Consider the following 23326-nt stretch of genomic DNA (forward strand, 5'->3'; position numbering starts at 1 on the left):
TGCAACGTCGCACCCACGTCCGACGTACGCGTCGTGGTCATCGACTGCACCGACACCGGCGCATCCCCGCCCACCGCAACCGACCCGACCTGGATGCGCCGCGAGTGGCGGCGCATCGCGAGCGGCCGGGCCGGCAGCTCGGGGAGACCCAGTGCGACCGGCCCTCCAGCGGTCATGACGTCACCGGTTCCCGGAGACGGTGTCGCGCGCCGCGCGCAGGGATTCCTTCAGCGATCCCATGGTGGCGAGCACGGCGGTGGGCTCGTATCCGCAGTGCGCCATGCAGTTGGCGCAGCGCGGGTCCTTGCCCCGGCCGTACTTGTCCCAGTCGGTCTCCTCGATGAGCTGACGGTACGTCGGCACGTAGCCGTCGCTCATCAGGTAGCAGGGCCGCTGCCAGCCGAAGAGCGAATAGTTCGGGATGGCCCAAGCCGTGCACGGGAAGTCCACCTTGCCTTCCAGGAAGTCCAGGAAGAGCGGCGAGTGGTTCAGCCGCCAGCGGGCCCGGTTGCCGCCCGCGAACGACTTCTTGAACAGTTCGCGGGTCTGCTCGACGCCCAGGAAGTGCTCCTGGTCGGGTGCCTTCTCGTAGGCGTAGGCGGGCGAGATCATCATCTCGTCGACCTTCAGGTCGTCATTGAGGTAATTGAGGACCTCGATGACGGTCTGCGGGGTGTCGGTGTTGAAGAAGGTGGAATTCGTGGTGACCCGGAAGCCGCGCCGCTTGGCCTCCTTGATCGCCGCCACCGCCTCGTCGAAGACGCCTTCCTTGGCGACCGACTCGTCGTGCCGTTCACGCAGCCCGTCGATGTGCACGGCGAATGCGAAATACGGCGAGGGCGTGAATTTCTCGATCTTCTTCCGCAGCAGCATCGCGTTGGTGCACAGGAAGACGTACTTCTTCCGCGCCACCAGCTGCCGGACGATTTCATCGATCTGCGGATGCATCAGCGGTTCGCCGCCCGCGATGGAAACCATCGGGGCACCCGATTCGAGCACGGCGCCCACGGCCTGGGCCACCGGCATGCGCTGCTTGAGCACGCCGGCCGGATGCTGGATCTTCCCGCAGCCCTCGCACGCGAGATTGCAGGCGTACAACGGCTCCAGTTCCACGATGAGCGGGAATTTCTCCCGCCTACGGAGCTTCTGTTCAATGAGGTACGTCGCAACCTTGATGGACTGACGGAGCGGCATGGCCATCTGGCTCACCTCCTGGGGAGCAGCAAAGATCGGTGCCATTCGTAGAAAGCCGGCAGGACGGCACGGAGAACCCGGAAAGCTGATATTCCACCGCGTATCGTGCCGATGCGGACGAGCTCATGCTCCGGAGCATCCACGATCACCCGTACGGCGGCAACCGGGCGTGGCCCGGACCGCAGAGCGGTGCGCAGAGTGGCGGCGGACTCCATGTCCACCGCGATCGCTCCGGTGGCCCGCAGCTCGGCCCGCTCATGTCCGCGTACGACATGGGCGGAGCCGGTCAGCGGACCGGTGTGGACGGCGCGGCCGGGCACCGCCCTGGCCAGGGCCTCGGCGAGCAGGCCCGGACCGGTGCAGACCGTCGAGTCCCCGTCTTCCCGGGTCTCGTCGGCGACCACCAGGTCCCCGGGGTGCATTCCGGGCACCAGCCCGGCACAGAACCCGGAGGCGACGACCGCCGTGCCGGGCGCCCGGTCCTGACCGAGCGCCCGTGAGACGGCCGCCTCGGCGGCTTTGGGACCCATGCCCGTACGGAGTACGGTCACCGGGCCGGCAGCGGCACCGGCCCTGCCCCGGCCGCTGCGCAGGGCGAACTGCTCGATGCCGAGCGCGCAGGCGATCAGCAGCGGCGCCGCGGGGCCGGCCGTCCCCGGCCCGTCGGCCATCAGGCCCCCTTGCGGGTGGCCGTGCGGTCGGCGAACGGTTCGCCGTACACGTACCGCCCGAGTGCGGTGAGCGGGAACACCTGGCGGTAGAGGTGGTAGTTGATGGAGAAGTCCCACGGGAATCCGGTGCCCGTGAAGTACGGCTCGTCCCAGGAGCCGTCGGCCTGCTGCGTCTCGCTGAGCCAGGTCACTCCCCGCTGCACGGCCCTGCTGTCCCGCCGTCCCGCGGCGAGCAGTGCGAGCAGCGCCCAGGCGGTCTGGGAGGCGGTCGAGGCGCCGTGCCCGATCCACTTCTCCTCCCGGTACGAGCGCAGGTCCTCGCCCCAGCCGCCGTCGTCGTTCTGCACGGACTCCAGCCAACCGACCGCGCGGCGGACCGCCGGGTGCGTCACGGGCAGACCGGCGGCGACCAGCGCGGGGACCACCGACCCTGTGCCGTATACGTAGTTGACGCCCCAGCGGCCGAACCAGGCACCGCTCGCCTCCTGTTCGGCGAGCAGCCACTCGATGCCCCGCCGGGTGACGCGGTGACCGGACCGCCCCTCGACGGCGAGCATCTCCACCACGTGCCCGGTGACATCGGCGGACGGCGGGTCGATGACCTCGCCGAAGTCGCAGAACGGCAACCGGTTGGGGAACGCGCTGGTGTTGTCCGCGTCGAAGGCGCCCCAGGCCCCGTTGCGGGACTGCATACCGATGTTCCAGCGGACTCCGCGCTTGATGGCGGCCTCGATGCGTGCCCGGTCCGGGTGGCGGACCCGGCGCAGTGCGAGGACCACCTCGGCGGTGTCGTCGATGTCCGGGTAGTTGTCGTTGTGGAACTCGAAGGCCCAGCCGCCCGGGTTGAGCCGGGGGCGGCGCACGGACCAGTCGCCGGGCCGGACGATCTCCTCGCCGAGCATCCAGTCCGCGGCCTTCACGAGCGCCGGGTGGTCGGGGCTGACCCCGGCGTCGGCGAGCGCGATGGTGGCGAGGCAGGTGTCCCACACCGGGGACTGGCAGGCCTCGATCATGCGGGCGCCGTCCTCGCGCCACACGGCGAAGCGGTCGAGCGATTCGAGTCCGGCCCGCATCACCGGGTGGTCCAGGTCGTAGCCGAGCAGATGCAGGGCGATGACGGAGTACACGGCGGGCGGCTGGATGCCGCCCCAGCAGCCGTCGTTCTCCTGGCGTTCGATGATCCAGCGGGCCGCGGCGTTCATCGCGGTCCGGCGCAGCTTGCGCGGTGCGATCCGGTGGTAGACGTGCAGCGCCTTGTCCAGGCGCTGGAAGACGCCGTCCCAGCTCGCGGCCGGTGCGGCTCGCCTGGGCGGGTTCGGATTGCGCGGGTCGGCGTGCAGTTCGTCGAGCGGGAAGGGCGCCGGGCGTACCGGCCGCTTCGCCGAGACGATGGTGAGCGGCACGATGGTCTGGCGGGCCCAGCAGCCGAAGTCGTAGATGTTGAGCGGGGCCCATTTGGGGAAGAACATCAGCTCGGGCGGGAGTTCCGGCAGGTCGTCCCATTTCCACCAGCCGAAGAGGGCGAGCCAGATCCGGGTGAAGACCCGGCCGGCGGCGATTCCGCCCTGTTCCCTGATCCAGGCCGAGGCGCGGGCCATGTGCGGATCGTCCGGCCGGTCTCCGGCCAGCCGCAGGGCCACGTACGCCTCGATGGTGGTGGAGAGTTCGCCGGGGCCGCCGTGGAAGGTGGCCCAGGTGCCGTCGCCCAGTTGTTCGCCGCGGATGAAGCGGCCGGCCGCCTGGACGGTGGCCGGGTCCTGGATTCCCAGGAACTGACGGAGCAGCAGGTCCTCGGCGTCCATGGTGACGTTGGTGGCGAGGTCGCCCTTCCACCAGCCCTGCTCGTCCTGCCTGCCGAGGAGGTGCTCCACCGAGCGTTCCGCGGCCCGCCGCGCGGCGGTGAACACGTCGTCCGCGGCGATGGTTGTGTCGGTCGGTTCACTGGCCGAGGCTGCGCGGGGGTTCACGGCCCCGGTGCTTCCGTCGGTCGTCGCTGTCATGGCTTCCCCTTCGTGCAGTCTGGTCCTCTGCTGTGCTGGGGTCTCCGTCGGCCGGTGCCTGATACGGGCACCGGCCGGCGACTGCGAGTCATATGGAGCAGATAGTGATCATCTCTTTCGTACGACGACGAAGTCCGCGAGCGCCGTGAGCTGCGCCCGCACGGTCTGCGGCATGTCGACACGGTGCAGCGCCTCGATGGCGACCGCATGCTGCCGACGGGCCTCCTGGGCGGTCCACTCGCGGCCGCCCGCCTCCTCGATGAGTGCCGCACGGGCGGCGAACTCCTCTTCGGAGAAGCTGTCGAAATCGCTGCTCTTGGCGTCGGCCGCAAGCAGTTCGCCCAGGCGCTCCGATGCCGGGCCGCCCGCGGCGAGCGCGGCGACGACCGGCAGGGATTTCTTGCGCTGGCGCAGGTCGCTCCAGGTCTGCTTGCCGGTGGACTCGGGGTCGCCCCAGATGCCGAGCAGATCGTCGACGGCCTGGAAGGCGAGGCCGAGGTGGTATCCGTACGCCTCCAGGGTGTCGGCGGTCCGGTCGTCGGCGCCGCCGAGGACCGCGCCGATGGAGCAGGCACAGGCGAGCAGGGCGCCGGTCTTGTTGCCCTCCATCTCCAGGCACTCCTCGACGGTGACCCGCTCGCGGTGCTCGTAGGAGATGTCCTGGGCCTGCCCGTCGATGAGCTTGCGGCTGGCCGCGGTCAGCCTGCGGGTCGCGCGGCCCGCCTCGACGGTACCGAGCTCCAGCAGGACCTCGTTGGCGAGGGCGAAGAGTGCGTCGCCGACCAGGATCGCCTGGGCGGGGCCGTGCACCTTCCAGACGGTGTCGCGGTGGCGGCGCTGTTCGTCGCCGTCCATCAGGTCGTCGTGCAGCAGCGAGAAGTTGTGCACGAGTTCGACGGCCACGGCGCCGGGGACGCCGGCCTCGGCGGCGGCGCCGGCGGCCTCCGCGGACAGCAGGGCTAGGGCCGGGCGGACGGCCTTGCCCCCGTCGCCGTCGGCGGGCTGTCCCTGGGCGTCGATCCAGCCGAAGTGGTAGGCGGCGACGGTGTCCATGGGCGGTGCGAGCCGGTCAACGGCGGCCCGGAGCACCGGCGTGGAAAGGGCCCGTCCGCGCTCCAGAAGCGCGGTGACGTCCGTGGTGTCTGCCACGGTGTCGAAAGCCGGATTCGCCGGGGTCACTGACTCTCCTCTTGTTCCGGTGGTACTGCTCATGCCGCCTCCTGCAGCGGATGTTCATGGGAGCGGCCGAGCGACCGGAGCGCGGCGTCCGCCGCGCTGAACCCGCTGCGGACGGCACCCTCCATCGTCGCGGGCCAGCCGGTGGCCGTCCATGCCCCTGCCAGGCAGAGGCCGGGGACGCGGGTGCGGGCACCCGGCCGCAGCCGGCCGACGCCGGGGGCGGGGGCGAAGGTCGCCGTACGCTCCCGGGTGACGAAGAAATCCCTGATGCCGGCCCCTCGGGCAGCCGGCAGGAGCCGCTCCAGCTCGGGCAGGTAGCGGGTGCGCAGCTCGGCGACGGGAAGGTCGATCTCCTCGTCGGCGGCGGACTGGGACACGGCGAGGTACTGCCCGGGTCCGGTGAGGCCCGAGGCGTCCGTACGGTCGAAGACCCACTGGACCGGGGAGCCGAGCGCGGCGAAGAACGGGCGGCGCAGCACCTTGCGGTCGTAGACGACGTGCACGTTGAGGATCGGCGACGTGCCGATGGCGAGCAGCCGCTCGGGCTCGTCGAGCGCGCCCTCGGGCAGCAGGTCGTGGGTCTCTCGCTGCGGGACGGCGAGGACGACGATGTCCGCCTCGATCCGTTCGCCGCCGGTGTCCACGATCCAGCAGCCATCCGCCGTACGGGTGAGGGAGGAGGCCTTCGTACGCAGCTCGGTACGGACTCCGGCGGCGTCGAGGGCCTTGCGTGCCAGCGTGTCGTGCACCTCGCCGAGGGGCACGCTCGCCCAACCGATGTCGGCGGCGCCGGGCTCGGAGAGGAGTCCGGTCTTGAAGACCTTCGCGGCCAGGGCCAGCGAGGAGTTCGGCGCGGTGGCGTTGAGCGTGGCGACGCCGACCAGGTCCCACAGGGCCTCGATGGTGCGCGGCGACTGGCCGTGCCGGGCGAGCCAGCTGCCGAAGTCGACGGCGTCGAGCGCGGGGTCGTCGGGGTCCAGGCGGCCGAGCGCCAGTGCGGCGCGGCCGACGCCCGCCCGCTCGGCGAGCGAGAGGTGCGGATAGCCGGCCAGTCCGGCGGCCAGGTGGAAGGGCACCGGCAGCGCGTTGCGGCGCAGCCGTCCCAGCCGGGGGCCCGAGGGCCGCCCGACATCGAGAACGGGCACGTCCAAACGGTTTTGCAGGGGTGCGAGGCGCGCCCCGTCCACGCGGTCGAGGAACCAGCGGTAGGCGGTGCAGCAGCGCAGATAGACATGCTGCCCGTTGTCGACCGTCAGTTCGCCGCGCCGGAAGGAGAAGGCGAGACCGCCGAGCCGGGGCCGGCCTTCGAGCAGGGTCACGTCAAGCCCGGCGTCGGCGAGACGCAGCGCCGAGGTGATTCCGGCGAGGCCGCCGCCGATCACGACCGCGCGGGAGCGGCGCGGGGCGTCGTGCGTCATGCGTCCTCCTTTCGCCAGGTCACTTCAGTCAGGGACGCGTCGGCACGGCGCAGGGTTGATCGCCGGGCGGATCGGGTTCCTGTGCTGCACATGGTGCGCGAGATGTCCTCACGGCGCATCAGACACGCCCCCTGGCCGTGCGCCGGGAGATGTACCGGGCGTCGAGACCCGACAGACCGCGCACCGCCACGTACGCCTTCTCGTGGCCCGGCAGCGAGACCCTGCCGCGCAGCACCGCCTCGGGATCGCGCTCGATCCGGTCGAGCAGCCGCCGGTAGATGCCCGCCATGGCCGCGACACAGGCTCCGCTGCGCCGGTCCAGCATGGGCAGCAGCCGGTACCCCTCGGCGAACAGGGTGCGGGCGCGCCGTACCTCGAAGTGGACGAGGCCCGCGAAGTCGGCGCCGGGCGGTGGTGTGGCCCGGTGGAAGCCGGCCGAGCAGCCGAACTTGGCGAGGTCGTCGGCGGGCAGATACGTACGCCCGTTGCCCGCGTCCTCGCGGACGTCGCGCAGGATGTTGGTCAGCTGGAGCGCGAGGCCGAGCGTGTCGGCGTACTCCGCGGCCCGGTCGGCCCCCGGCGCGCCGGCCTCGGTGCCGAAGACGCCCAGGCTGAGACGGCCGATGGCACCCGCGACACAGCGGCAGTACACCTTGAGGTCGTCCCAGGTCTCGTACGTCGCACCGCGCACGTCCATCAGCACTCCGTCGATGAGCTCGTCGAGCCCGCCGAGCGGGAGCGGGAATCTGCGCGCGGCGTCGGCGAGCGCGACAGCCACCGGGTCGGTGTCGTCCTCGTCGACCGCTCCGTCCCGGATCCGGTCCAGGACGGTGCGGGTGCTCTCCAGACGGGTCCGCTTGGTGTCCGCGTCCAGCTCGCCGTCACCGATGTCGTCGACACGACGGGAGAAGGCGTACAGCGCCGACATGGCCTGTCGCTTCTCGGCCGGCAGCAGTCTGATGCCGTACGCGAAGTTACGCGCCTGCTGTCCGGTGACCGCCTCGCAGTAACTGTATGCGGCCTGTACCGGTGCCGACATGTACGTCGTCTGTCCCTCCACGGTCCGGCTCACCCCTCTCTACGCGCTTTTCGCAAGACAACTCCCACCTCGCGCAGCAGGCTGGGCTTGGTGGGCTTGGGCGGTCCGGGCAGTACGTCGAACCCGACGGCCGCGATCGCGGTGAGGGCGGCGCGCCCCCCTCCCACGAATCCGGCGAGAAGCAGCTTGAGCCTGCCGTGGACGCTACCCACCAGAGGGGTGCCTTCATTCAGCAGTTCCCGAGCGCGTTCCGCTTCGTACGCAACCAGTGAACGCACCGATGCGCCCCCCGAGGGGGCGGCGAGATCGGCCTCGGCGACATGGAACCGGGCCATGTCGTCGGCGGGGAGATAGATCCGGTCGCGTCCGAGGTCCTCGGTGACGTCCTGGAGGTGCTCGACGATCTGCAGGGCGGTGCAGACGGCGTCGGAGCGGCGGATGCGTTCGGGGCTGGCGGTTCCGGTGATCTGCAGGACCAGCCGGCCCACGGGGTTGGCGGAGAGCTCGCAGTAGGCCAGGAGCTCCTCGTACGTCCCGTAACGGCGGACCTTCTGGTCCTGCCGGTTGGCCTCGATGAGGCCGAGGAAGGGTTCCGGGGTGAGCGCGCAGCGCCGCACGGTGGGGCGCAGGGCGCGCAGCAGGGGGTGGCGGGGGCCGTCGCCCGAGGTGTCGAAGACCCGGCGCAGATCGGCCTCGAAGGCGTCGAGCATGGCGAGCCGGTCGTCGGTCTGCGCGGGATCGAGGCCGAGGTGACGGGCGTCCGCGCCGCCGGGGGCGAGATCCCCGTCGCCGATGTCGTCGACGAGGCGGGCGTAGCCGTAGACGGCCATCAGGTCGTCGCGCCAGGCGCGGGGCAGGAAGAAGGGGGCCACGGGGAAGTTCTCGTCCGCGGCCTTGTCGAGGGTGCTGGGCACGACGTCATCGGGGTGCGTCTGCCGGGTACGGGTCACCACGGACCGCCCGGCGCTGGGACGGCGTGAGCACCTCGGAGCTGGAGATTTTCCGTCATTGCCGTCACATCTCCCGTTCTACACTGCCGACCCAAAACATCCCATTCCGGACACGCCGCCCGCTCTGTCGAGTGCGGAGCGCTGCCTACGGGCCGTACACCAGGCACTATCGCCCCACTTGCCTCGAATCAGCACCGGTACAGCTTACGTTGTACAACGCTCATCCATACGGCGGGGTGTTGGGCGCGTTGCAGGAGCGCTTTCCGCCCCGCCAACCTTCCCCCTGCACAAGGGAATTGACGTCATCCGACGGGACGAGATCCTGCGCGGGACGTACCGCCGGGCGTGGAGTGCGCCGACGGTGGTCCACGATCCGGACACCGCAGCGGCCCTTGCCGGAGTACCGGCAAGGCCCGCCTGGACGTCGTGGGACCGGGAGAGGCGCTACTTCCCGGTCTCGCGCTCGTACGCCTTGAGCACCTCGTCCGTCGGGCCGTCCATCAGCAGCTCGCCCTTCTCCAGCCACAGCACCCGGTCGCAGGTGTCCCTGATGGACTTGTTGCTGTGGCTGACCAGGAAGACGGTGCCGGCCTCCTTGCGGAGCTCCCTGATGCGCTTCTCGGAGCGGATCTGGAACTTGCGGTCACCGGTCGCCAGCGCCTCGTCGATCATGAGGACATCGTGGTTCTTCGCGGCAGCGATGGAGAAGCGCAGGCGCGCGGCCATGCCGGAGGAGTACGTGCGCATCGGCAGGGTGATGAAGTCGCCCTTCTCGTTGATGCCGGAGAAGTCGACGATCCCCTCGTAGCGGTCGCGGATCTCCTCGCGGGACATGCCCATCGCGAGGCCGCCGAGCACCACGTTGCGCTCGCCGGTCAGATCGCTCATCAGCGCCGCGTTCACCCCGAGCAGCGAGGGCTGCCCGTCGGTGTAGACCTTGCCGTGCTCGGTCGGCAGCAGACCGGCGATGGCCCGCAGCAGCGTCGACTTGCCGGAACCGTTGGTCCCGATGAGGCCGATCGCCTCGCCCCGGTAGGCGGTGAAGGAGACCCCTCGGACGGCGTGCACCTTGCGCACACCGCGCGATTCGCCCTTGCCGCGGCGCAGGATCCGGCTCAGTGCCGCGGTGGCGCTGCCCTTGCCGCCGCCGGCGCCGTTGACGCGGTACACGATGTGCACATCGTCGGCGATGACGGTGGGGACGCGCCCCGGAGTCTTGTCGTCAGCCACGGCCGTACCGTTCCTCTGCCTTCCAGAAGTACACGAAGCCCACGAGGCCTACGAGGACCGCCCAGGCGAGCGCCACGATCCAGACGTGCGCCGGCAGGTTCCCCGCGCCGTACCCGTCGATCAGCGCGAAGCGGACCAGGTCCATGTAGATGGCCGCCGGGTTGTACTGCAGCACGTTGGCGATCCAGTCCGGCTTGCTCTTGAGCATCACCGGGATCGAGAACATGACGCCCGACGCGTACATCCAGGTCCGCATGACGAACGGCATCAGCTGGGCGAGGTCGGGGGTCTTGCTGCCGAGCCTGGCCATGATCAGCGCCAGGCCGGTGTTGAAGACGAACTGCATGACCAGCGCCGGGACGATCAGCAGCCACGAGAGGCTCGGGTAGCTGCCGAAGGCGATGGCCACGGCCGCGAGCACGATCATCGAGAACAGCAGCTGCTGGAGCTGCTGGAGCGAGAACGAGATGGGCAGCGAGGCGCGTGGGAAGTGCAGTGCCCGGACCAGTCCCAGATTGCCGGAGATGGCCCGCACGCCCGCCATCACCGAACTCTGGGTGAAGGTGAAGACGAAGACGCCGGTCACCAGGAACGGGATGAAGACCTCCTGGGTCATTCCCTTCCGGGTGCCCAGGATCAGCCCGAAGATCAAGTAGTAGACCAGGGCGTTGAGCAGCGGTGTGGCCACCTGCCACAGCTGGCCGAGCTTCGCCTGGCTGTACTGGGCGGTCAGCTTCGCCCTGGAGAACGCCATGATGAAGTGGCGCCGGCCCCAGAGCTGCCGGATGTATTCGAAGAGCCCTGGCCGGGCGCCGCTCACCGTCAGGCCGTACTTGGCGGCCATCTCGGCCGAGCTCAGGCCGTCGTCGGCGGATGGTGGGGTGCTCAATGCGACCGCACCATCATGGGTTGTGTCACTCACCAGATGAAACTCTCGTATTCAAGATGCGCAGCCAGTCGCGGGCGCGGTTCGGAGCGGACAGGTCCCGTGGAGAAAACGTACGTCCCATGCTCTCAGAGGTGAGCCTCTCAGATCACGGGAGGTCGGCCGAGTCGGGTCAGCCGCCACACCGTGCGCCACCTCATCGGGCGGCGCGTTCCGCACGGCGTGGACCAGCCTTCCCGGAAGCCGCCGAGCCATGCCTTCAGCGCCGGGCCCGAGGGCTTGCGGAGCAGGGTCAGCAGCAGCCACACCCCGAGATAGACGGGCACCAGGGGCGCGGGCAGATTGCGCCGGGCCAGCCAGACCCGGTTGCGGGCCACCATGCGGTGGTACACCGCGTGCCGCGAGGGGGCGGTCGTCGGGTGGTTGAGCACCATGTCCGCGCGGTAGTCGATCATCCAGCCGGCGTCCAGTGCCCGCCAGGCGAGATCGGTCTCCTCGTGCGCGTAGAAGAACTGGCCGGGCAGCGGCCCGACCTCGGCGATGACCTTGGTGCGTACGGCGTTGGCGCCGCCGAGGAAGGTCGTCACGCGGGAGGAGCGCATCGGATCGGAGGCGCGCAGCCGCGGTACGTGGCGGCGCTGCGTGACACCGGTGTCCGGGTCGGCGATGCGGAAGCTGATGATGCCCAGCTCGGGATCGGCCTCGAAGGCCTGCCGGCACAGTTCGGCGGTGTCGGTGAGCGGCAGCAGTCCGTCGTCGTCGAGGAAGAGCAGGGCGTCCACGTCGGCGCCGGACGGGCCGAAGGCCTCGATCCCGACGTTGCGGCCGCCGGGGATGCCCAGGTTCTCGGGCAGCTCGACGGACCGTACCCCCGCGGGGACGTCCGGTACCGGGGCGCCGTTGCCGACGACCACCACCTCGATCCGGTCGCCGTCCTGCACGGCGACCGAATCGAGGAGGGCGCGGAGCTCTTCGGGGCGGTTGCCCATCGTGATGACGACCGCGCCGAGTTTCATGGGCGTGCTCACTTCAGCCTGCTCGACGCCAGGATCGACACCAGGTGCAGGAGCGTCTGCAGCAGCGCGATGCCGGCCAGCACCGCGACCATGAGGCGGCTGAAGAACAGGTCGTCACGGACCGCGTCGAGGACGGCGGCCGCCAGGATGACCAGTGACGCCTCGACCCCGAGGATCAGCCGGTGGAACTTGAGCGCGCCGGCGGCCCGGCGGGCGAGCGCCATCCCGGACGAGCGCGGCTCCGACGCGGCCTCCTTGACCGGCGGCAGCCCGCCCTGGTGGCGGGCGACCCCGACCAGGTCGGTCTCGGCCTTGATCAGGATGGCGCCGAGGGCCGCGAGCGTGCCCAGGAAGGCCCAGAGCCAGTCGATCCGTCCGGTGCCCCACAGGTCCGCGGCGCGCAGGCCGAAGCCGACCAGCACGGCCGCGTCGCAGAGGTACGCGCCGACCCGGTCGAGGTAGACCCCGCCCAGCGAGAACTGCTTCTTCCAGCGGGCCACCTCGCCGTCGACACAGTCGAGCAGGAGGTAGAGCTGGACCATGAGCACCCCGAGCAGCGCACCGGGAATGCCCGGAACGAGCAGGGCCGGCGCGGAGAGCACTCCGGCGACCGTCATCAGGTAGGTCAGCTGGTTGGGGGTGACCTTGGTGTTCACCAGGTGCCGGTCGATGCGCAGCGAGATCTCGCGCATGTAGAGCCGACCAGCCCAGTGCTCACCGCTGCGCCGGTCCTTCACACCCGGGGGGTGCACGACCGGACGGAGTTCAGCTATGGATGGCTTTTGCATAGTCGGCGTACGCGTCCCTGATCTGGTCGGTGGACAGGTTGAGGTGTTCCAGGATCGTGAAGCGCCCCGGACGGGTCTGCGGGGCGTAGTCGACGGCCTGGACGAACTCGTCGGCGGTGAACCCGATCTCTTCGGGCACGACCGGCAGGCCGTGACGGCGCAGGGTGGCCGCCATGAGCAGCGACTCCTCGCGCGCGCCGCGCAGATACATGGCGAAGCAGGCGCCGAGGCCGACCTGTTCGCCGTGGCTGGCCGCGCGCTTGGGGTACAGCAGGTCGAAGGCGTGGTTGATCTCGTGGCAGGCGCCCGAGGCCGGCCGGGAGTCCCCGGCGACGGACATCGAGATGCCGGTCAGTACGAGACCCTCGGCCAGCACCTTGAGGAAGGCGTCGTCGCCGATCCCGCCGGGGTGGCGCAGCACGGCCTCGCCGGCCTGACGGGCCATGGCCGCGGCGAGACCGTCGATCTCCTCGCCCTTGACTTCGTGGGCGAGTTCCCAGTCGGCCACGCAGGAGATGTTGGAGACCGCGTCACCGATGCCGGAGCGCACGAAGCGGGCCGGTGCCTGGCGGACGATGTCGAGGTCGATGACCACGGCGATCGGGGTGGGGACTCCGTAGGAGCCCCGGCCGTTGTCGTTGTCGAGCGTCGCGACGGGTGAGCAGAGGCCGTCGTGGGCGAGGTTCGTCGCGACCGCGACCATGGGCAGCCCGACCCGCGCCGCCGCGTACTTCGCCACGTCGACGATCTTGCCGCCGCCGAGGCCGACCACGGCGTCGTACCGGTTGCCCTTGATGTCGTCGGCCAGCTTGACCGCCGAGTCGAGGGTGCCGTCGGTCACGGGGTACCAGTGGGCGCCGGGCAGCGCGGGGGTCAGCCGCTCGCGCAGGGCGCGCCCCGAGCCGTCGCTGATCGCGACGGCGAGCTTGCCCGAGGCGGAGATCCGCTGGTCGGCGAGGAGACCGGCCAGATCGTCCAGGGCGCCGCGACGGATGTCGACGACGACCGGGGACGGGATGAGCCGGGTCAGTACTGGCACGCGATCTCACGGCCCTTCGCGAGGTCGTCGTGGTTGTCGATCTCCACCCACGTCACTTCGCCGATGGGGGCCACGTCGATGGTGAAGCCGCGGTTCACGAGCTCCTGGTAGCCGTCCTCGTAGTAGAGGTCGGGGTCGCGCTCGAAGGTCGCCCGCAGTGCGTCCGCGAGCTCCTCGGCGGCCTCGGGCTCGATGAGGGTGACGCCGATGTACTCACCGGTCGCGGTGGCCGGGTCCATCAGCTTGGTGATGCGCCGCACCCCCTTGCCGTCCTCGGTGATGACCTTCATCTCCTCGTCGGCGAGGTGCTTCGCCGTGTCGAGGGCGAGGACGATCCGCCGGCCGTCGCCGCGGGCGGCGAGCAGGGTCTTCTCGACGGAGACCGGGTGGACGGTGTCGCCGTTGGCCAGGATGACGCCGCGCTTGAGGACCTCACGGGCGCACCACAGGGAGTAGGCGTTGTTCCACTCCTCGGCCTTGTCGTTGTCGATCAGGGTGAGGGCCACGCCGTACTTCGCCTCGAACTCGGCCTTGCGGTCGTACACGGCTTCCTTGCGGTAGCCCACGACGACGGCTACCTCGGTGAGGCCGATCTCGGCGAAGTTGGCCAGCGTGAGATCCAGGACCGTCTTCTCGCCGTCGACAGGCACGAGCGCCTTCGGAAGCGTGTCGGTGTAGGGGCGCAGACGCCGTCCTGCACCGGCTGCCAGTACGAGGCCGATCATGCGGGTTCTCCTTCGTCGTGAACGGCGGGTGCTCCGGAGGACACCCAGAAACGGATGGACTCCACGAGCACCACCAGTGCCACCGCCACAGCGAGCGTGGTGAGTGCCACGGTGAAAGCCGGATGCTGAGTGAATACGGCGGCGAGTACGGCCACCACCAGGGTGCGGCCCTCGTGCCCACCGATCGTGCGGACCAGCCACTGGGGCGGCGCGCCGGTGCCGCCGCGAATGCGGTACACCGTGTCGTAGTGATGGTAGGCGACGGCCGAGACCAGCCCGAAGGCTGCGGGAAGGGCTCCCGGGACATCGCTGCGGGCCGCGAGAACGAGGATGGTGCAGTACTCCGCCGCCCTGAATATCGGGGGTACGAGCCAGTCGAGGGCGCCCTTGAGGGGGCGGGCCACCGCCACGCCGGAGCAGATCGCGTAGAAGACCGCGGCAAAGATCATCTGCTTGCTGCCGAAGGGCTGCTGGAGCGCGGCGGCGATCAGCGCCCCCGCTCCGACGAGCGCGATCACCGGGGCGCTCCAGGCGCCGCCGATCCTGGGACCGTGCGCCGCGACGAACAGGGCGACCGGTCCGGAGTCGGCCAGCTCGGCGAGCGCCCGCGCGGCGCGGTCGGTGCGCTCGGCCTTGCGGGTCAGCGAGCGCAGCAGCCGTCCCGCGGTGGTGTAGCAGGCGGCGAAGGCGCAGCCGATGAGCAGGGCGTAGAAGACGATCCGGGGCGTGGTCACCGCGGTCAGTACCGCGATCATCGCCCAGCGCTCGCCGATCGGCAGCACTATCATCCGGCGCAGCCAGACGGTCCAGCCGACGCTGTCGAGCCGGTCGGAGAGTGCTGCCGTGGGGCTCGAATTGGCCACCGCGTCGTGGTTGGCCTCGTTGAACGAGAAGTCGATGACGTGCCGACAGGCCTGGAGCACCATCGCGCCGAGGGCGAGCGCCCATACGTCGTCACCGCCGCGGGCGGCGCCGAGCGCGAGGCCGGCGTAGTACGCGTACTCCTTGGCCCGGTCGAAGGTCGCGTCCAGCCAGGCGCCCATCGTCGAGTACTGGAGCGAGTAGCGGGCGAGCTGCCCGTCGGTGCAGTCCAGGACGAAGGAGAAGAGCAGCAGCAGCCCGGCGGCGATGTAGCCGCCGCGGGTGCCGGTCGCCGCGCTGCCGGCCGCGATCAGCGCGGTCAGCAGGGACGCGGTGGTGACCTGGTTCGGTGTGAGGCCGCGGCGGGCGCACCAGCGGGCGATGTAGCGGGAGTACGGGCTGATGAAGAACGTGGTGAAGAAACCGTCGTGGGCCTTCACGGCGCTGCGCAGCCGCACCGCCTCGTCGTCGACCGCGGCTCGGGCGGTCTCCGCCGCTTCGCGCGCGGGCCCGTCGACCGGAACGGCCGCGACCAGCGAGCCCAGCTCGGGGCGCTGCACGGCGGTGCCCCCGGCGTCCATGGTGACGGCGAGGCGGCCCGGCACGGTTCGGTCGGTGACCGGTGCGTCGGGCGTGCCCGTGGGCACTCCGGCGCCGACGGCCTCGGCGGTGGTGTCCAGGGCCCGGACGAGGGCGGGGCGCGCCTCCGGCTGCGCGGTCAGCGCGCCGGGCACGGTGGCGGCGGGGAAGCGCGGGTCGGTCAGTCCGAGCCGGAGGGCGTGGACATGGCCGACGAAACGGGGGTCGATCAGTGCGACGCGGTGGTCGGCGGGGACGGCCGAGAGCAGCCGTGCGGCCTCGGTCACATCGGCGGCGGCCTGTACGTCGAAGCCCAGTGACCGCAGATCGTCCGCGAGCGACGATCCGGGTACCGGTGCACCGGTGAGGATGGCGGTCGACAGACGAACTCACTCCTTGGTGCTGACGGGGTCGGCGCGCGACAGTGCGGCCCGGATGCGGGCCGGCGGCACGTCGGCAGAGGCTATCGGATGAACGGAAGCGCGAGTTCACTGACCGTTTGCGCTCTGTTCGGGGTGGACCGGCATCATGCGACGCCGCCCGCGATCATCATCGTCGATCGCCACCTCGCCTGACAAAACGCGAGGGCGGGGTCCCGCTCCGGGACATCGCGCCGCCGCTCTGACCTGCAAGCATTTCCGCAGGTCAGAGCATATGACAACGGTGTTCAGTACCGTGTTGCCGGATACCCCCCACCCGTAGTTGACTGGCAGTACCCGGGGCGACCGCGCCCGGGACCCGAGAGCACCGGGAGGCGTTCCCCATGGGGGCAGGGCACGACCACGGACACACGCACGGCGGGCCGCCGCCCACCGGCACGGCAGCCGCCGCGTACAAGGGACGGCTGCGGATCGCGCTCTGCATCACCCTCACCGTGATGGTCGTGGAGATCGTCGGCGGGGTGCTCGCCGACTCCCTCGCACTGATCGCGGACGCGGCCCACATGGCGACCGACGCCCTCGGCCTGGGCATGGCGCTGCTGGCGATCCACTTCGCCAACCGGCCGGCCGGGCTGAACCGCACCTTCGGCTACGCCCGCGCCGAGATCCTCGCCGCGCTCGCCAACTGTCTGCTGCTGCTCGGCGTGGGCGGCTTCCTGCTCTTCGAGGCCGTCGAGCGCTTCATCACCCCGGCCGAGACCAGGGGCGGGCTGACGATCGCCTTCGCCCTGGTCGGCATGGTCGCCAACATGGTCTCCCTGTCGTTGCTGATGCGCGGACAGAAGGACAGTCTCAATGTGCGCGGCGCCTATCTGGAGGTGCTCGCGGACACGCTCGGCTCGTTCGCGGTGCTGGTCTCGGCGGGGATCATCCTGGCCACCGGCTGGCAGGCCGCCGACCCGATCGCCTCGCTGGTCATCGGCCTGATGATCGTCCCCCGCACCGTGAAACTGCTCAGGGAGACGCTCAACGTGCTGCTGGAGTCGGCGCCCAAGGGGGTCGACATGGGTGAGGTACGGGCCCACATCACCGCCCTGCCCGGAGTGCTGGACGTCCATGACCTGCACGCCTGGACGATCACGTCGGGAATGCCGGTGCTCTCCGCCCATGTGGTGGTGCGCCAGGACATGCTCGACTCGATCGGACACGAGAAGCTCCTCCATGAGCTGCAGGGCTGCCTCGGTGTCCACTTCGACGTGGAGCACTGCACCTTCCAGCTGGAGCCGAGCGGCCATGCCGAGCACGAGGCCAGGCTCTGCCACTGAAGTCCCCGCCCGGCGGGGCCGTGTAGGGTATTCGCAGAGGCGTTCGGCCTCCCCATGTGCGAGAGAGGAGCTGAGGTTGATGACCGCCGCTACGGCGCCTGCCCGGCGCAGCATCCGGTCCCTCCTCATCTCCCGGGTTCTCGGCTAGCCCCCCGACCCACCGGGTCGACACGTTGGCCGGAGCCCTCGTACCCAAGGGTTCCCCCGTTGACCGACAACGATCACGCCGTCCGTACCGAGGCGTTCTTCTCCCTGCATCACGGCCTGCCCCGGCAGAGCCCCGGCTCCGATGCCACCACCCGGCGGCTGCTGGAACTCACCGGCCCGTTGCCGAGCCGTCCGCGCGTCCTGGATCTGGGCTGCGGACCCGGCCGCGCCGCGCTGCTCCTCGCCGCCGAGGCCGGCGCCGAGGTGACCGCCGTCGACCTCCACCAGCCGTTCCTCGACGAACTGCGCGAGGCGGCCGACGCCCGCGGGCTCGGCGACCGGGTCCGTACGGTCCGGGCCGACATGGCCGAACTGTCCGGTCCCGGCTTCCCCGACGGGTCGTTCGACCTCGTCTGGGCCGAGGGGTCCGCGTACATCATCGGTCTCGACACCGCGCTGCGTGACTGGAAGCGGCTGCTCGCCCCGGGCGGCTCCCTCGTCGTCAGCGAGTGCGTCTGGACGACGGACGCGCCGACGGCCGAGGCGCGCGCCTTCTGGGAACAGGAGACGTCGATGCGCCCCGTGGCGGGCAACACCGCTGCGGCCGTGGCAGCCGGCTACCACGTCCTCGCTGTCGGGCTGCAGCCCGACAGCGACTGGGACGAGTACTACATCCCGCTCGCCGAACGCGTCGAGGCCGCCGACGCCTCGGCTCCCGGCATGGCGTGGGCGCTCGCGGCGACCCGCGAGGAGCTGGCCATGCGGCGCGACCACGGCACGGAGTACGGCTACGCCTGCTACGTGCTGCGCCCCGTCGACCCCCGCTGGACGACCCGGCCGGAGACGGCGGCCGACGCGGCGGCCGTGCACGCGGTCAACGCCGCCGCGTTCCCGACGCCGGACGAGGCCGCTCTCGTCGACGCGCTGCGCGCCGATCCGGCGGCCTGGCGGCCCGGCCTCGGCCAGGTCGCCACGGACGGCCCGGCCGGGGATATCGCGGCGTACGCCCTGCTGACCCGGTGCCGGGTCGGGGACGCGCCGGCTCTCGCGCCGGCCCCGGTGGCGACGGCTCCGGAACACCAGCGCCGGGGTGCGGGTCAGGCCGCGGTGTGGGCGGTGCTCGACGCGGCCAGGCTGCGCGGCGAGTCACTCGTCCTGGTGCTCGGCCATCCCGAGTACTACCCGAGGTTCGGTTTCGTGCCGGCGTCGCGGTACGGGATCCGGCCGGGCTTCGACGCCCCGGACGAGGCGATGATGGCCCTGGTGCTCGACGACTCCGCGCCGGTGCCGCAGGGCACGATCCACTACCCGGCCGCCTTCGGCGTCTGACGTACCGTCCGGTCCCGCCGCGCGTCGTGGTGCGCGGGACCGGACATGCCAGACCCCGAGGTGCGGACAAGCGGCTTTTGTACGGCAGACTTGAGCGGACTCGACGGGACCGGCGCACCGGGCCGGGACCATAGCGAAGGATGGGTATGCCGACCACACCAGCCACCGCGGCGCACAGCTCGTCGAACGGCACAGCAGAAGTGATCATGCTCGAACTGGTCGATGAGGACGGCACCACCATCGGTACGGCGGAGAAGCTCGCCGCCCATCAGCCGCCCGGTCAGCTGCACCGCGCCTTCTCGGTCTTCCTCTTCGACGAGCAGGGCAGGCTGCTGCTCCAGCGCCGTGCGCTCGGCAAATACCACTCCCCCGGTGTCTGGTCGAACACCTGCTGCGGCCACCCCTATCCCGGTGAGGCGCCCTTCGCCGCCGCCGCCCGGCGTACGTACGAGGAGCTGGGGGTCTCGCCCTCCCTGCTGGCCGAGGCGGGCACGGTCCGCTACAACCACCCCGACCCGGCTTCCGGTCTGGTGGAGCAGGAGTTCAACCATCTCTTCGTGGGAATGGCGCAGGACCGGCTGGCCCCGGACCCGGAGGAGGTCGGCGAGACCGCGTTCGTGACGGCCGAAGAGCTCGCCGAGCGGCATGCCCGGTCGCCGTTCTCGGCCTGGTTCATGACGGTGCTGGACGCCGCGCGTCCGGCGATCAGGGAGCTGACCGGACCGTCCGCCGGCTGGTGACGGGCGGACGGCACCGGGTGCGGGCGGTCAGGGTCGCGGACTCAGCGGCAGCACCGCCCAGATGATCTTTCCGCCGCCTGCGGTGTGCTCCGCATCGCAGGCCCCGCCCGCTTCCCGGGTGATCTCCCGGACCAGCAGCAGACCGCGCCCGCCGGTCTGCGCGTGGTCCGTCTCCAGGGCCGTCGGACGGTAGGGATGGTTGTCCTCGACGGACACCCTGATCCATTCCTCGCCGACGGCCACCTCGACGGCGAGCTCCGGCGAGAGCAGCGCGGCGTGCTTCACCGCGTTGGTGACCAGCTCGGAAACGATGAGCAGCAGACCCTCGGCGACGTCGTCGTCCAGCGGCACGCCCTGGCGTTTCAGCAGATCGCGCACCGCGTGCCGGGCCTGCGGTACGGAGACGTCCACGGCGGGGGCGGTGAACCGCCAGACTCCCTCGTACGACACGGGCCGGGCGGGGACACTCCCGCGGCTCTCCATAGTCCGGTACCCGCTCTCCGCTCGATGTGACTGCACGTCGAGTACAGAGTGCGGGGCGTAGTCGGTCCGGGCCGTGCCACTGAACAGAAGTCGACTCCTATCGACATATTTTGACCGAACAGCACACCAAAGACTCAATCATTGGACCGCTTCTGCTCATCTCGCAGGGGTGAGTCGGGCAACTCTCCGGTCACCCTCTGTTCCGAGACCATGGAGACGATGCGGCGCCCGCCCACCCCCATCGCGATCAGGCCGAGCCCGTCGAAGAGCAGCGCAAGCGAGAAGAAGAGGCCCAGCACGTAGAGGCTGCTGTGCGGCCAGTCGAAGAGCACCAGCAGCCCCAGCAGCAGGCCGAAGGCTCCTTGCAGCAGCGTCCAGCCGAACTGCGGGCCGCGCACCACGACGCTGCCCACGAGGCGGAACACCCCGCCGGTCAGGAAGAGCAGCGCGGCGAACATGGTCAGCGCCTCCGCGGTGCCGTGCGGGTGGCGGATGACGACGACTCCGGCGGCGATGTTCAGCGCGGCCACCACGACGCCCAGCCAGAAGTAGTCGCTGCCGCGGGAATCGATGGCGTGCAGCAGTCCGACGATGCCGCCGATCAGCAGCAGCCAGCCGAACAGGATCATCGAGGTCAGCGTCGCGACGCCGGTGTAGACGAGACCAACGAGGCCGGCCACGACGAGAAGGGTGCCGAGCAGGGCGAGCCAGCCGAAGCTGCGGCTCAGCCTCCTGCCCTCGGTTGCGGGATCGGCCACGAGAAGCTCCTCACGGTGCGTGCCTGGTCGGCGACCCCTTCTTGATCATAGGTTCGAACCGTACGGATAGCATCCGGCGCATGGACCGTACCGAACCCGGGCTGGAGCACGCCGTCGTGGACGGCGTCGCCACCGTCGTCATCAGCAACCCCGCCAAACGCAATGCGATGACGGCCGCGATGTGGAGCGCGCTGCCCGGTCTGCTGGAGCGGCTGGCGGCCGATCCCGCGGTCGGGGTGCTGGTACTGACGGGTGCCGGGGACACCTTCTGCGCCGGTGCGGACATCGCCTCGCTCCGGGACCCGGCGGACGATCCGCAGGCGCTCGCCGTGGCGGCCGAGGAGGCGTTGGCGGCGTTCCCCCGGCCGACGCTCGCGGCGATCCGGGGCTACTGCGTGGGCGGTGGCAGCCAGTTGGCGGCCGCCTGCGATCTGCGGTTCGCCGAGGAGGGCGCGTCCTTCGGTGTCACGCCGGCCAAGCTCGGCGTCGTGTACGCCGCGTCCTCGACCCGGCGGCTGGTGGCGCTGACCGGACCGGCCACGGCGAAGCATCTGCTGTTCTCCGGCGAGCTGATCGACACCGCGCGGGCGCTGCGTACCGGTCTGGTCGACGAGGTGCTGCCGGCCGGCGAGCTGGACAAGCGGGTCGAGGCGTACGTACGAACCCTGGTGGCCCGCTCGCGGCTGACGCAGGCGGCGGCGAAGGAGTTCGCCGCCGGGCGCGAGGACCGGGACGCGTACTGGGCGGAGCAGGCGCGCCGCAGCGGGGGGGGGGTGGAGGGGGGGGGGGGCCCGGGGACCGCGGACACCACCCCACCCCCACCACCCCGGCCTGCTCCGGACCGTTCCGGTCACCACCGCACGGTGAGGCCGTGTGTCCGGGTCACGGGGTCCGGCGGAGTCACTGCGTGCGGTAGGCGTCGACGATGGTCTGGGTGAGGGTGTGCCCGTCGGTGTCGGTCAGCTCCGCGCGCAAGGAGACGCCGGTGCCCGCGCCCGGGTTGTGGATCGTGACGGCGCCGCGCTCGACCGGCAGGCGGGTCCACGAGGCGCCGCCGTCCACGGAGACGGACACGGCCAGCGAGCGGAGCTTTCCGTTCGCGGCGGCACCCTGCACCGTGACGGGGACACGGAGTGCGGCGTCCGCCGCGGCGGTGCCGGTGGGGCTGAGCGAGGGGGAGAACCGCACGGCGCTCACCGGTACCGGGGCCGGACCGGTGGTCGTGCCCGAGGCGAAGGTCCACGACGCGGTCACGCGGGTGGCGGCGCCGGGCGCGCCGGTGCGCTTCACCGTGCTGGTGATCCGGTACGCCGCGCGCCCCGGCGGCACGGTGAACTCGGCCCGGCCGGGGGCGCCGGACTGCGTCCCGACGAGCACGCCGTCGCGGTGCAGCGTGGTCGAGGCCGAGGCGTACGACGGCGACGACGGCACGTGGCCACCGCCGTCAGTGAGCAGCGGGACGTCGACGGTGATCCGGTCGCCGTCGCGCACGACGCCGGGGCGGCCGGTGAGGCCGGGGCCGAAGACGGCGTTGTCGAAGACATGGGTGGTCGTGCTTCCGGCGCGCACGGCGACGCCCTCGGCGGAGTAGCGGTTCGCCGCCCCGCCGGGCGCACGGGGAGCCATATAGGTGATGTCCCAGTTGCCGCGTTCCGGAGTCACGAGGTAGGTGGCGGTGCCGGGAGTCGGCAGGGCCTGGGAGACCCCGACGGTCAGGCCGGCACTCGGTTGCAGGTCGACGGACCCGGTCCCCGCGGTGCCCGGCAGCGCGGCGCCACGGACCTTCACGGTGGCCAGGTCCTTGGCGGCGGGGTGCCGGGTGAGCCCGGTCAGGGCGCGGGTGCCGGAGAAGACGTAGCCGAGTGCGTAGTCGACGCTCTTGGTGGTCCAGTACGCGTCGAACCACTGCTTCACCGATCCGGCCTCGGCGTCGGGGCCCAGGTGCGCGACGCGCAGATTCGCCGTGGAGGAGATGAGGTTGACGAGCCGTTCGGCGCCCTGGTGCCTGACCTCGACGACCATCGCACTGTGCAGGAAGCCCGCCGAGCGGTCGGGCGGCCGTACGTCGACGGGCGCCGTGGTCCGCGCGTCGACGGTCACGGTGGTGTCGCGGTCCAGGTCGAGGCGCGGCTGGACGATCCAGTCCGTACCGTCCGCGCCGTCACCGGAGATCAGGGAACTGTTCAGCAGATAACGGCCCTTCGGCAGCCGCACGGTGGTGGTGCCGGAAGCGTCGTGCGGCTGGACGACCTCGTCGGCACCCGGACCGGAAATTCCGGTGACGGTCGTCTCGTACGACCCCGTCGGGCGGCCGGTGCGGTCGAGGTGCTTGATCGTGAGGGCGTACGTCTGCGGCTCGGCGGCGAAGGCCGTGGTGTCCAGGGCGGGCGTCGCGGTGCCGACCACGGCAACGGCGAGAGCCATGGTCCGCAGGACGCTCCGGCGGGGCAGGGAAGAATTGGTCATGACCTGCACTGCGTCGTTGGGTGCCGGAGTTCCCGTGAGCCGCGTCACATCGGTTGCAGGGTCACGGCCCCGGACGGCGCATGTGGTGCACGTCACGGGAACCGGCGCAACGGACGTGGCAGA

22 protein-coding genes are annotated in these 23326 nt (G+C 70.9%); 4 read left to right on the top strand and 18 right to left on the bottom strand.

Translation table 11 applies throughout. The annotated features are described in order from the left end of the window. The 15 genes from ACFVX4_RS29280 to ACFVX4_RS29350 form a co-directional block, all read right to left on the bottom strand. Positions 1-176, bottom strand: a 176-nt coding sequence (locus ACFVX4_RS29280) for a flavodoxin-dependent (E)-4-hydroxy-3-methylbut-2-enyl-diphosphate synthase (protein WP_385338952.1), incomplete at its 3' end; no start/stop codon positions are given. 4 nt (positions 177-180) lie between these two features. Next, positions 181-1200 (bottom strand): adenosyl-hopene transferase HpnH, encoded by a 1020-nt coding sequence (gene hpnH, locus ACFVX4_RS29285; RefSeq protein ID WP_389982652.1) that lies wholly within the window; start codon positions 1198-1200, stop codon positions 181-183. A gap of 5 nt (positions 1201-1205) precedes the next feature. Further along, complete coding sequence (locus ACFVX4_RS29290; protein WP_389982655.1) at positions 1206-1865, bottom strand: 1-hydroxy-2-methyl-2-butenyl 4-diphosphate reductase; 660 nt, start codon at positions 1863-1865, stop codon at positions 1206-1208. Further along, a complete protein-coding gene (gene shc, locus ACFVX4_RS29295) occupies positions 1865-3865 on the bottom strand; it encodes a squalene--hopene cyclase (RefSeq protein WP_389982658.1) in 2001 nt (666 codons plus the stop codon). Before shc ends, ACFVX4_RS29290 begins: the two co-directional genes overlap by 1 nt. 108 nt (positions 3866-3973) lie before the next feature. Beyond that, positions 3974-5077, bottom strand: coding sequence for a polyprenyl synthetase family protein (locus tag ACFVX4_RS29300; protein ID WP_329817261.1), 1104 nt, complete (start codon positions 5075-5077; stop codon positions 3974-3976). Then, complete coding sequence (hpnE, locus tag ACFVX4_RS29305) at positions 5074-6462, bottom strand: hydroxysqualene dehydroxylase HpnE (protein ID WP_389982661.1); 1389 nt, start codon at positions 6460-6462, stop codon at positions 5074-5076. Before hpnE ends, ACFVX4_RS29300 begins: the two co-directional genes overlap by 4 nt. A gap of 118 nt (positions 6463-6580) precedes the next feature. Beyond that, a complete protein-coding gene (gene hpnD / locus ACFVX4_RS29310; RefSeq protein WP_389982664.1) occupies positions 6581-7501 on the bottom strand; it encodes a presqualene diphosphate synthase HpnD in 921 nt (306 codons plus the stop codon). A 29-nt stretch (positions 7502-7530) separates the two neighbouring features. Beyond that, positions 7531-8451 (bottom strand): squalene synthase HpnC, encoded by a 921-nt coding sequence (gene hpnC, locus ACFVX4_RS29315; RefSeq protein ID WP_389982667.1) that lies wholly within the window; start codon positions 8449-8451, stop codon positions 7531-7533. Positions 8452-8895: 444 nt separating this feature from the next. Continuing rightward, positions 8896-9681, bottom strand: coding sequence for an ABC transporter ATP-binding protein (locus ACFVX4_RS29320; protein ID WP_389982670.1), 786 nt, complete (start codon positions 9679-9681; stop codon positions 8896-8898). After that, positions 9674-10603 carry an ABC transporter permease gene (locus tag ACFVX4_RS29325; RefSeq protein ID WP_389982673.1) on the bottom strand — a complete coding sequence of 310 codons (930 nt, stop codon included), beginning with the start codon at positions 10601-10603 and terminating at the stop codon, positions 9674-9676. The genes ACFVX4_RS29320 and ACFVX4_RS29325 overlap by 8 nt, the downstream gene beginning before the upstream one ends. A 107-nt stretch (positions 10604-10710) precedes the next feature. Then, positions 10711-11583, bottom strand: coding sequence for a glycosyltransferase family 2 protein (locus ACFVX4_RS29330; protein ID WP_389982875.1), 873 nt, complete (start codon positions 11581-11583; stop codon positions 10711-10713). A gap of 8 nt (positions 11584-11591) precedes the next feature. After that, entirely contained in the window at positions 11592-12371 is a 780-nt protein-coding gene (locus ACFVX4_RS29335; RefSeq protein WP_389982676.1) for a CDP-alcohol phosphatidyltransferase family protein, read from the bottom strand. Continuing rightward, positions 12349-13410, bottom strand: a complete 1062-nt coding sequence (locus ACFVX4_RS29340; protein WP_389982679.1) for an iron-containing alcohol dehydrogenase family protein — start codon at positions 13408-13410, stop codon at positions 12349-12351. The genes ACFVX4_RS29335 and ACFVX4_RS29340 overlap by 23 nt, the downstream gene beginning before the upstream one ends. After that, on the bottom strand, positions 13398-14135 hold the full coding sequence (locus ACFVX4_RS29345; protein ID WP_389982682.1) for a sugar phosphate nucleotidyltransferase: 738 nt from the start codon (positions 14133-14135) through the stop codon (positions 13398-13400). The genes ACFVX4_RS29340 and ACFVX4_RS29345 overlap by 13 nt, the downstream gene beginning before the upstream one ends. After that, entirely contained in the window at positions 14132-15901 is a 1770-nt protein-coding gene (locus ACFVX4_RS29350) for a DUF5941 domain-containing protein (RefSeq protein ID WP_389982878.1), read from the bottom strand. The genes ACFVX4_RS29345 and ACFVX4_RS29350 overlap by 4 nt, the downstream gene beginning before the upstream one ends. A 437-nt stretch (positions 15902-16338) precedes the next feature. Between ACFVX4_RS29350 and ACFVX4_RS29355 the strand changes: the two genes are divergently transcribed. The 3 genes from ACFVX4_RS29355 to idi all read left to right on the top strand — a co-directional run bounded on the left by ACFVX4_RS29355 (position 16339) and on the right by idi (position 19496). Then, on the top strand, positions 16339-17280 hold the full coding sequence (locus ACFVX4_RS29355) for a cation diffusion facilitator family transporter (protein ID WP_385338915.1): 942 nt from the start codon (positions 16339-16341) through the stop codon (positions 17278-17280). A gap of 207 nt (positions 17281-17487) precedes the next feature. Beyond that, positions 17488-18756, top strand: a complete 1269-nt coding sequence (locus tag ACFVX4_RS29360) for a bifunctional class I SAM-dependent methyltransferase/N-acetyltransferase (protein ID WP_389982686.1) — start codon at positions 17488-17490, stop codon at positions 18754-18756. Between the two features lie 146 nt (positions 18757-18902). Beyond that, positions 18903-19496, top strand: a complete 594-nt coding sequence (gene idi, locus ACFVX4_RS29365) for an isopentenyl-diphosphate Delta-isomerase (protein ID WP_389982689.1) — start codon at positions 18903-18905, stop codon at positions 19494-19496. A 27-nt stretch (positions 19497-19523) separates the two neighbouring features. On the opposite strand, the gene ACFVX4_RS29370 is transcribed toward idi, so the two are convergent. Next, the gene (locus ACFVX4_RS29370; RefSeq protein WP_389982692.1) at positions 19524-19979 is read right to left on the bottom strand and encodes an ATP-binding protein; all 456 of its coding nucleotides are present in this window, start codon (positions 19977-19979) and stop codon (positions 19524-19526) included. 134 nt (positions 19980-20113) lie between these two features. Next, positions 20114-20737: an HdeD family acid-resistance protein gene (locus ACFVX4_RS29375; protein WP_389982695.1), complete on the bottom strand. Its 624-nt coding sequence runs from the start codon at positions 20735-20737 to the stop codon at positions 20114-20116. An 80-nt stretch (positions 20738-20817) separates the two neighbouring features. Between ACFVX4_RS29375 and ACFVX4_RS29380 the strand changes: the two genes are divergently transcribed. Continuing rightward, positions 20818-21675: an enoyl-CoA hydratase/isomerase family protein gene (locus tag ACFVX4_RS29380; protein ID WP_389982698.1), complete on the top strand. Its 858-nt coding sequence runs from the start codon at positions 20818-20820 to the stop codon at positions 21673-21675. Here ACFVX4_RS29380 and ACFVX4_RS29385 read toward each other — a convergent pair. Then, complete coding sequence (locus ACFVX4_RS29385; RefSeq protein ID WP_389982700.1) at positions 21638-23203, bottom strand: serine protease; 1566 nt, start codon at positions 23201-23203, stop codon at positions 21638-21640. The genes ACFVX4_RS29380 and ACFVX4_RS29385 overlap by 38 nt on opposite strands. Positions 23204-23326 lie beyond the last annotated feature (123 nt).

It is taken from the genome of Streptomyces sp. NPDC058240 (assembly GCF_042882135.1).
In the GTDB taxonomy this organism is placed as follows: domain Bacteria; phylum Actinomycetota; class Actinomycetes; order Streptomycetales; family Streptomycetaceae; genus Streptomyces.

Coding starts and splice junctions, on each gene's coding strand:
- hpnH (WP_389982652.1), bottom strand. CDS start 1,200: ATGGCCATGCCGCTCCGTCAGTCCATCAAGGTTGCGACGTACCTCATT.
- ACFVX4_RS29290 (WP_389982655.1), bottom strand. CDS start 1,865: ATGGCCGACGGGCCGGGGACGGCCGGCCCCGCGGCGCCGCTGCTGATC.
- shc (WP_389982658.1), bottom strand. CDS start 3,865: ATGACAGCGACGACCGACGGAAGCACCGGGGCCGTGAACCCCCGCGCA.
- ACFVX4_RS29300 (WP_329817261.1), bottom strand. CDS start 5,077: ATGAGCAGTACCACCGGAACAAGAGGAGAGTCAGTGACCCCGGCGAAT.
- hpnE (WP_389982661.1), bottom strand. CDS start 6,462: ATGACGCACGACGCCCCGCGCCGCTCCCGCGCGGTCGTGATCGGCGGC.
- hpnD (WP_389982664.1), bottom strand. CDS start 7,501: ATGTCGGCACCGGTACAGGCCGCATACAGTTACTGCGAGGCGGTCACC.
- ACFVX4_RS29330 (WP_389982875.1), bottom strand. CDS start 11,583: ATGAAACTCGGCGCGGTCGTCATCACGATGGGCAACCGCCCCGAAGAG.
- ACFVX4_RS29335 (WP_389982676.1), bottom strand. CDS start 12,371: ATGCAAAAGCCATCCATAGCTGAACTCCGTCCGGTCGTGCACCCCCCG.
- ACFVX4_RS29345 (WP_389982682.1), bottom strand. CDS start 14,135: ATGATCGGCCTCGTACTGGCAGCCGGTGCAGGACGGCGTCTGCGCCCC.
- ACFVX4_RS29355 (WP_385338915.1), top strand. CDS start 16,339: ATGGGGGCAGGGCACGACCACGGACACACGCACGGCGGGCCGCCGCCC.
- idi (WP_389982689.1), top strand. CDS start 18,903: ATGCCGACCACACCAGCCACCGCGGCGCACAGCTCGTCGAACGGCACA.
- ACFVX4_RS29370 (WP_389982692.1), bottom strand. CDS start 19,979: ATGGAGAGCCGCGGGAGTGTCCCCGCCCGGCCCGTGTCGTACGAGGGA.
- ACFVX4_RS29380 (WP_389982698.1), top strand. CDS start 20,818: ATGGACCGTACCGAACCCGGGCTGGAGCACGCCGTCGTGGACGGCGTC.
- ACFVX4_RS29385 (WP_389982700.1), bottom strand. CDS start 23,203: ATGACCAATTCTTCCCTGCCCCGCCGGAGCGTCCTGCGGACCATGGCT.